The sequence below is a fragment of the Streptococcus sp. HSISS2 genome (assembly GCF_000448665.1).
Lineage (GTDB): Bacteria > Bacillota > Bacilli > Lactobacillales > Streptococcaceae > Streptococcus > Streptococcus raffinosi.
The window spans coordinates 1,599,729-1,608,033 of the sequence record NZ_CM002133.1 but is presented as its reverse complement, the minus strand read 5'-3'; the positions used below and the strand labels follow the sequence as shown (position 1 = coordinate 1,608,033).

Annotated in this window: 6 protein-coding genes and 1 pseudogene; 5 read left to right on the top strand and 2 right to left on the bottom strand. The window is 40.8% G+C overall.

From position 1 onward, the window contains the following. From HSISS2_RS11925 to HSISS2_RS07145, 4 genes and pseudogenes are all read left to right on the top strand, one after another. A pseudogene (locus HSISS2_RS11925) lies at positions 1–156 on the top strand (PTS mannose family transporter subunit IIA); the annotation flags it as partial. 13 nt (positions 157–169) lie between these two features. After that, positions 170–1,153, top strand: a complete 984-nt coding sequence (locus HSISS2_RS07155) for a Gfo/Idh/MocA family protein (protein ID WP_021146098.1) — start codon at positions 170–172, stop codon at positions 1,151–1,153. A 152-nt stretch (positions 1,154–1,305) separates the two neighbouring features. Then, positions 1,306–2,397 carry a glycerol dehydrogenase gene (locus HSISS2_RS07150; RefSeq protein ID WP_004182244.1) on the top strand — a complete coding sequence of 364 codons (1,092 nt, stop codon included), beginning with the start codon at positions 1,306–1,308 and terminating at the stop codon, positions 2,395–2,397. A gap of 302 nt (positions 2,398–2,699) precedes the next feature. Then, a complete protein-coding gene (locus HSISS2_RS07145; RefSeq protein ID WP_021146097.1) occupies positions 2,700–3,044 on the top strand; it encodes a hypothetical protein in 345 nt (114 codons plus the stop codon). Positions 3,045–3,268: 224 nt separating this feature from the next. Here HSISS2_RS07145 and HSISS2_RS07140 read toward each other — a convergent pair whose 3' ends face one another. Beyond that, the gene (locus tag HSISS2_RS07140) at positions 3,269–4,753 is read right to left on the bottom strand and encodes a DUF1846 domain-containing protein (protein WP_021146096.1); all 1,485 of its coding nucleotides are present in this window, start codon (positions 4,751–4,753) and stop codon (positions 3,269–3,271) included. 235 nt (positions 4,754–4,988) lie between these two features. After that, the gene (locus tag HSISS2_RS07135) at positions 4,989–5,810 is read right to left on the bottom strand and encodes an AraC family ligand binding domain-containing protein (protein ID WP_021146095.1); all 822 of its coding nucleotides are present in this window, start codon (positions 5,808–5,810) and stop codon (positions 4,989–4,991) included. A 105-nt stretch (positions 5,811–5,915) separates the two neighbouring features. On the opposite strand from HSISS2_RS07135, the gene HSISS2_RS07130 reads away from it, so the two are divergent. Next, complete coding sequence (locus tag HSISS2_RS07130; RefSeq protein WP_021146094.1) at positions 5,916–8,081, top strand: alpha-galactosidase; 2,166 nt, start codon at positions 5,916–5,918, stop codon at positions 8,079–8,081. The last annotated feature ends 224 nt before the right edge of the window (positions 8,082–8,305 follow it).

The following is an 8,305-nucleotide window of genomic DNA, read 5'->3' as shown; positions in this document are numbered from 1 at the left end:
AATTTGGAAATGCTTGAAGAATTTTCTGACAAGGAAATTCTCATTCAACAGGTGCCTCTCATTGAGGGGGCTTATGCGGCAGCAGCCTTGCTTCAGGCAGGAGCGAGTGAAGTTGAAATCTTATCTCAAATCAACGAATTGACTATTCAAAAATAGAAAAAGGAAAACTATGACAAACCAAATTAAGTACAACTGGGCTAGTCTTGGAACTGGCGTTATCGCCAACGAATTGGCACAAGCTTTGGAAGCTCTTGGCGGGAAACTCTATTCCGTAGCCAATCGTACCTACGACAAGGGAGTAGCCTTCGCTGAAAAATATGGCATTGAAAAGGTCTATAAAGAAATCGACCAAGTCTTTGAAGACCCTGAAGTGGATATTATCTATATCTCAACGCCTCATAATACGCATATTAATTACCTTCGCAAGGCCCTCGCAGCTGGCAAGCACGTCCTCTGTGAAAAATCTATCACTCTAAATAGTGAGGAATTGGCAGAAGCTATTCAACTCGCCGAAGAAAATCATGTCAAACTGGCAGAAGCCATGACCATTTTCCATATGCCTATTTATCGAAAACTCTCTGAAATCGTGGAAAGTGGTAAGCTGGGACCTCTCAAGGTTATCCAGATGAACTTCGGTTCTTATAAAGAATATGACATGACCAACCGCTTTTTCAATCGTAACTTGGCTGGTGGAGCTTTACTTGATATCGGTGTCTATGCCCTCTCCTTTGTACGTTGGTTCATGACATCGCAACCGACAGAGATGGTTTCACAGGTTAAATTAGCTCCAACTGGTGTTGATGAACAAGCGGGTATTCTCCTTACCAATGTAGAAGGGGAAATGGCCACTGTAACGCTTAGTCTTCATGCTAAACAACCAAAACGTGGCACCATCGCTTATGACAAGGGCTATATCGAACTTTATGAGTACCCACGTGGGCAAAAAGCGGTCATCACTTATACGGAAGATGGCTCACAAGAAGTCATCGAAGCAGGAGAAACCGCTAAAGCCCTCCAGTATGAGGTCCTCGATATGGAAGCAGCTGTTGCAGGCGAGGATGATCATACCTACCTCAATTACAGTCGAGATGTCATGGATCTCATGACACAACTCCGTAAAGACTGGGGTTTGGTCTACCCAGAAGAAGAGTAGGAGTTTTGAAAACAGAGTAAAAAATTAGACTTATGTACTGACTCTAAATAGATATACTGTCAATTAAAGTGAGGGTTTAGCTCTGTATCCCATAGAACTAAGGTCATTTAATTGATTCTATATAAATACATTTATATCAAAGGAGAAAGACTATGAGAAATTTTGCAAGTCCGTCACGTTACATTCAAGGTGAAAATGCCTTATTTGAAAATGCAAAAACCATTTTGGAACTAGGAAGTCATCCTGTACTATTGTGTGATTCAGTAGTTTATGACATTGTGGGTCAACGTTTCGAAGAATACCTCGTTCAAAATGGACTTACAGTTGTTCCAGTCTTCTTTAATGGTGAAGCTTCAGATAATGAAATTAATCGTGTGGTAAGTTTGGCCAAAGAAAAGGGCTGTAATTTAGTCATTGGTTTAGGTGGTGGTAAGACTATTGATAGTGCTAAAGCCATCGCAGATCTTCTTAAATCACCAGTAGTGATTGCTCCTACCATTGCATCTACAGATGCTCCGGTTTCAGCCTTGTCTGTTATCTATACGGACGAAGGTGCCTTTGAACGCTACATCTTCTATTCTAAGAACCCAGAATTGGTTTTGGTCGATAGTAAGGTTATCTCTCAAGCGCCAAAACGCTTGCTCGCTTCTGGTATCGCAGATGGCTTAGCAACTTGGGTAGAAGCTCGAGCAGTTATGCAAGCAAATGGTAAAACCATGCTAGGCAAACACCAAACACTTGCTGGTGTTGCCATTGCTGAACGCTGTGAAGAAATCCTTTTTGCAGATGGTCTACAAGCCATGGCTGCCTGTGAAGCAAAAGTGGTAACGCCAGCCCTTGAAAACATCATTGAAGCCAATACCCTTCTCAGTGGTATCGGATTTGAAAGTGGTGGCTTGGCTGCGGCTCACGCCATCCATAATGGTTTCACAGCCCTCACTGGCGATATTCACCATTTGACTCATGGTGAAAAAGTAGCTTACGGAACTCTTGTACAATTGTTCCTAGAAAATCGTCCAAAAGAAGTTTTGGATAAATACATTCGTTTCTATCAACAAATTGGCATGCCAACCACTCTTAAAGAAATGCATCTTGAAAATGCAAGTTACGAAGATCTTCTCAAGGTTGGTCAACAAGCAACAATCGAAGGAGAAACTATTCATCAAATGCCATTTGAGGTGAAAGCTTCTGATATTGCGCAAGCCATCGTTGCTGTAGATGCTTATGTTCATGGATTAGCCTAAGTGAATTTGGTCTTTTGTAGGGGAAGTGCCACTATTCCCGTATAGGAATATTATCCCCCTCTGGCACTTATCCAAACAGGATAGACAAATTCTTATAGGAAAGGGTTCAGTTCTATATTAGATAGGACTGAGCCCTTTTTACTATTTAAAATCCAATATTTTCAAAGTTAATCAAAGCGGTTTAAGAACTTTTGAAAACATAAAACATTTTCAAGAAATCCTGATTTAACAGTCATTTCACTTGTGTAAGCGTTTCAAAAAGTGTATACTATAAGTAGAAAGATAGGAAAAGGAGATGACTAGTGGCTAGTATAACAATTGAAGCGAGTAAGGTAGCTAGAAAGAGTCCTATTCGAGTAGACAGTAGTCTTGTGGGGACAGTTTCTGGAGTGGAAGCAGTGAGTGTTTCCTTGCCATCATCAAAAGCTCGTTTAAGTGTTGGAAAGTTGGGTTACAAGTCTAACACCATTACTGTTGAGGATGGGCAAACCGTTCGTGTTACTAGCAATTTTCTAAATCGTTTCATAGCGATAGCGCCATTGTTACTCTATCTTGTTGGAGGTCGTTACCTCCCACTTGTGGCAGTCCTATCTACTATAATTTTGCTTTTTAGCTTACCTTTTCTCAAGTTAGAAATCGTAGGCTGATTAGAATCGGGAGTGGCTTAGCCCTCTGTTTGATACTTTTAACTCACTTTTTCATAAAAATGCTAGGCTACTCTCCATTTTTTGAGAAAAGGTTGAGACGAGAAAGTGGGTTGTCAAAAAGGGAACTTAATAGAGTTCTCCTTTTTTATTCAGCCAGTTTCCTTGTCCATTTCTAAAAGACTCCAGTTGGTAAAACTGAGGTCTTTCTTGTTTCTAATGATAGATTACTTACGATATAATTTGTCGTATTGATAGTAAGGATCGAAGGTCACATTGATACCAAGCTTACGGAGAACATTTTTATCTTCATCAGTAAGGATGATAGTTGAGTGGGCTTCAGAACCCTTGAGGTTACCAAGTTCCTCCATGGCACGCGCTGCATCCGCATTGTTAGCAGCTGTGATGGCCAAGGCAATGAGGATTTCGTTTGAGTGGAGGCGAGGGTTACGGCTACCTAAATGGTCAATTTTCAGACCTTGGATAGGTTTAACCACTTCAGGCTCGATAAGTTTAGTTTCCTTATCAATACCTGCAGAAGTCTTGATAGCGTTGATCAAAGCAGCCGCAGTTGGACCAAAGAGTTCTGAATTTTTACCAGTGACAATTTGGCCATTTGGCAATTCAAGCGCAAGGGCAGAACCACCTGTTTCTTCAGCCTTAGCGCGTGCTGCAACGACCACTTGGCGATCTTCAGGAGTAATGCCAAGATCGTTCATGAGCAACTCAATCTTCTTGACAGCGGTCTCAGGAACACGTTCATTTTTGAAATCAAGTACAGTTTGATAGTAGCGACGGATGATTTCTTGTTTAGAAGCTTCTTTGGCGGCCTCATCATCCGTAATGGCAAAACCAACCATGTTAACACCCATATCCGTAGGTGAAGCGTAAGGAGACTCACCAAGGATACGCTCAAGCATACGTTTGAGGACTGGGAAAATCTCGATGTCACGGTTGTAGTTTACTGTAGTCTTGCCGTAAGTTTCCAAGTGGAATGGGTCAATCATATTGACATCATCAAGGTCTGCAGTGGCAGCTTCATAGGCCAAGTTAACTGGGTGATGAAGCGGCAAATTCCAAACTGGGAAGGTTTCAAATTTAGCATAACCTGACTTGATACCATTGATTTGGTCGTGGTACATGTTAGACATACATGTCGCCAATTTACCAGAACCAGGACCAGGAGCAGTAACGACGATAAGGTTACGGCTAGTCTTGATATAATCGTTTTTCCCCATACCCTCAGGAGAAATGATATGGTTCATATCCGTTGGATAGCCCTTGATAGGGTAGTGGATGTAAGACGTGATGCCATTTTTTTCCAATTGGTTACGGAAAGCATCGGCTGCAGGTTGACCAGAATACTGTGTAATAACAACAGAACCTACATAGATATTGAGCTCGTTGAATTTATCAATCAGACGAAGCACCTCTTGGTCGTAGGAAATGCCAAGGTCACCACGAGCCTTAGAGTGCTCGATATTGCTGGCATTGATGGCAATGACCACTTCAACCTGATCTTTGAGCTCTTGAAGTAGCTTGATTTTATTGTCAGGTTCATAACCAGGAAGGACGCGGGCAGCGTGGAAATCTTCCAACATCTTACCACCAAACTCCAAGTAGAGCTTGCCGTCAAACTGGTTAATGCGCTCCAAAATATGGTCGCGTTGCAGATTCAAATACTGTTCAGAACTAAAAGCTTGTTTCTTCATAAATAAAAATACCTCTGAGAAAAATTATATCAAATGCCGAGGGTAAATGCTATTGGCGAGAGACGATTTATGGGAGAAAAGAAGAGTGAGAATTCATTGATAGTGACATTTATGTCACTACAAATTTTTGGGAAGTATTAATAAAATATAAGGTTAGCTTTAAATACTTTGAAAAAAATGACGTAAAATGATAAACAGCAAGGCCACAATCCTTGATGGTGAGCTGTCTACTTCTTTATTTTTTACGATATTGACTTGGTGAGCAGTCATAATGCTGCCGAAATGCTTTTGAAAAATGCAAAGGGTCCAGATAGCCTACAGAATAGGCGATAATTTTTATAGGTTGATCAGTGGTTTTCAAGAGTTCATTAGCTCGATTCATGCGTACCTCGAGCAGGTATTCTTTGGGAGAAATCTTGTGGAAGTCTTTGAAGATGGAGGACAAATAGGAACGATGAACGCCTAGCTTATCGGCAATTTCTTGGATACTAATATCTTGAGAGTTATAACCTATATCAATAAGGTGTTTGGCTTCACGATAGAGTTTGCAACTGGGCGAGATGGTTTCTTGATCAAGGTTAGGTGAGAGGTCATTTAATCGGTGCATGAGTTCATAGAGTTGACTGATAACATGCAGTTGCGAGGACTTACTTTCGTCGAGCCTTTCTGCATCTTTGACAATAGTCTCTATGAAGTTACCTAATGCTTCGGTGTGAGGGGACGACCTAAGATAGGCTGTTTCGTGGATTTGTGAGAGGTGAAAGTACTCCTGAGCTTTGATACCACTAATCCCTAGCCAATAGTAGGACCAAGGAGTCTGATTATCCGCAAAATAGTAGGTAACTTCACCTGGTATGAGTAAAAAAATATCTCCCTTTTGAAGGGGGATTTTTTGGTCCTTGTATTCAAGGCAGCCTTTGCCTTCAGTGATGTAATGGAGAACGTAATTTTCCCGAATGGCAGGACCAAAGAACTGGTCTGGTAAACAATCCTCATAGCCGTAAAAATCAAGACGTAAATCTAAGGTTCCTGTTTCAAGTTCTGAAAAAATAATCATAGCACAACCTCCTTACCTAACATTTTACCATATATTTGCAACAAAATTCCATTTTAGAAAGCGCATACATCATCTATAATAAAGCTTGTAAATAAGGAGAACACTATGAGCATTGTTGTTAACAAAAATTATTATTACATCACTAGCAAAGATTTGTCGCTCATTATTGAAGAACATGACGGGGATCTTTTGCTAAGACACTTAGGTCGAAAGGTAAATCGCTACCATGGCTCAAATGCTGTAAATGAAAGAGATCATGCTTTTTCAGGACAGCTCAATCCAGACGTCAGAACCTATAGTTATGATACACAACGTCAAGTGGTAGGCCTGCATGGTTTGGGGGATTTTCGTCAACCGTCTTTGAAAATCCAGCATGGTGTCTCAGATGTGACACGCTTTGAATTTTCAAAAGCAGAAGTGGTCAAAGGGATTTCACTAGAAAGCAAACTTCCATATCCACATTCTTTGGAAAATGCAGAAACACTTATTTTCACCTTAGTCGATAAAGTCGCTAACTTGGAATTGAAACTCTACTATACAGTAGTGGAAGATAACAACACAATTGTAACTTATAGCGAAGTCATCAACCGTTCTGAACAAGCCGTGGTAATCCACCGAGCGCTCAGCGCTATGGCTGATATACCTGCTCGTGACTATGATGTGGTCACTCTCCAAGGTGCTTACGCTCGTGAGAAAACGGTTCGTCGCCAAAGAGTTGAGCAAGGTATCTTTAAAGTCGCTTCTAACCGTGGTGCCTCAGGTCATGCTCAGACACCAGCTTTAATTCTTTGTGATCACGAAGCAAGCGAGGGGGCAGGCGAGGCTTTGGCCTTCCAACTCATGTATAGCGGTAACTTCCAAACATTTGTTCAAAAGAGTCAAATCAATGAGGTGCGTGTAGCTATCGGAATTGAGGATGAGAACTTTGACTGGGAACTTGCTTCAAATGAAAGTTTTGAAACACCAGTTGCCCTCATTACTTACTCTCACCAAGGTTTAACTGGTGTTAGTCAAGAAAGTCAGGCCTTTGTTACAGACTACATCATTCCTAAGCAGTTTGCCCATGAGGAGCGTCCAATTCTTCTTAATAACTGGGAGGCAACCTACTTTGATTTTGAGAAAGAAAAACTGATTGAGTTAGCAGAAGATGCTAAACAAGTAGGTGTTGAACTCTTTGTCTTGGATGATGGTTGGTTTGGAAATCGTTTCGACGACAACCGTGCTCTAGGAGATTGGTTTGTCAATGAAGAAAAACTTGGTGGACCGCTTCAAGACCTGATTGAAAAGGTTCATGCCAAGGGGCTTAGGTTTGGTCTTTGGTTTGAGCCTGAAATGATTTCGGTGGATAGTGATCTTTATCGAAAACATCCAGACTGGGCCATTCAGGTGCCTAATTATGATCATACTTACTCACGCAACCAACTTATGTTGAACTTGGCCAATCCAGATGTGGTGGCTTACTTGAAAGATGTCTTGGATAAGATTCTGACAGATAATGCTATTGATTATGTTAAATGGGATTATAACCGTAACATGACTAACATCGGAAATGGTGCAAACTACCTTGAAAGTCAGATGCAGAGTCATCAATACATGTTGGGACTATATGACTTGGTGGAATTCCTGACAAGTAAGCATGAGAATATTCTCTTTGAATCATGTTCAGGTGGAGGAGGTCGAAACGACCTCGGTATGATGCGTTACTTCCCACAAGTTTGGGCAAGTGATAATACGGATGCCATTGCACGTTTACCAATTCAATATGGTTCAAGCTATCTTTATCCAACTATTTCTATGGGAGCTCATGTGTCAGCTGTCCCTAATCATCAAATGGGACGCATAACACCTCTGGAAACGCGTGGAGATGTAGCTATGATGGGTAATTTAGGCTACGAATTGGATTTGACGAGATTGACTCAGGAAGAAAAAGCTGTCATTGCTACACAAATCGCTCATTATAAGGATATTCGTCCAGTAGTTCAATTTGGTCAGCAATACCGCCTCATAAATCCTGAAGCTGGAAGCAATGAAGCAGCTGTTCAATTTAACTATGAAAATAAGGTTCTAGCAACCTATATCCGAGTTCTTTCAACAGTTGAGACGGTTGAAACGACTCTCAAACTAAAAAATCTCGATCAAGATGCCAACTACATGTTACAAGGAACAGGCCAAGTTTATTCTGGTGCTGAACTGATGTATGCAGGAATCACAGTCGTTCTTCCACAGGGAGACTTCCTCAGTAAACAATTTTATTTTGTCAAAGTAGATTAAGTGTTTAGTGGTATAGGTGTTTATCTGGATGTTAATTTGAACTAAGGTGTGCAAAAATGTTTGTAAACTTTAACAAGGTTCTTTAATAAATTAGCCTTGTTGTCAGGGTGGTATGAATTTTTATAGATTTGACATTTAAGCTGTTTTCTAAGAGAGAACAATAGAAGAGACTGGAAGAAATTCCAGTCTCTTTTTGCGTTTTCAATTTTAGAAGATATTTAATA

Bases quoted from the DNA above. Each gene is read 5' to 3' on its own strand.
- HSISS2_RS07155 (WP_021146098.1), top strand. From the start codon at position 170: ATGACAAACCAAATTAAGTACAACTGGGCTAGTCTTGGAACTGGCGTT.
- HSISS2_RS07130 (WP_021146094.1), top strand. From the start codon at position 5,916: ATGAGCATTGTTGTTAACAAAAATTATTATTACATCACTAGCAAAGAT.
- HSISS2_RS07150 (WP_004182244.1), top strand. From the start codon at position 1,306: ATGAGAAATTTTGCAAGTCCGTCACGTTACATTCAAGGTGAAAATGCC.
- HSISS2_RS07140 (WP_021146096.1), bottom strand. From the start codon at position 4,753: ATGAAGAAACAAGCTTTTAGTTCTGAACAGTATTTGAATCTGCAACGC.
- HSISS2_RS07135 (WP_021146095.1), bottom strand. From the start codon at position 5,810: ATGATTATTTTTTCAGAACTTGAAACAGGAACCTTAGATTTACGTCTT.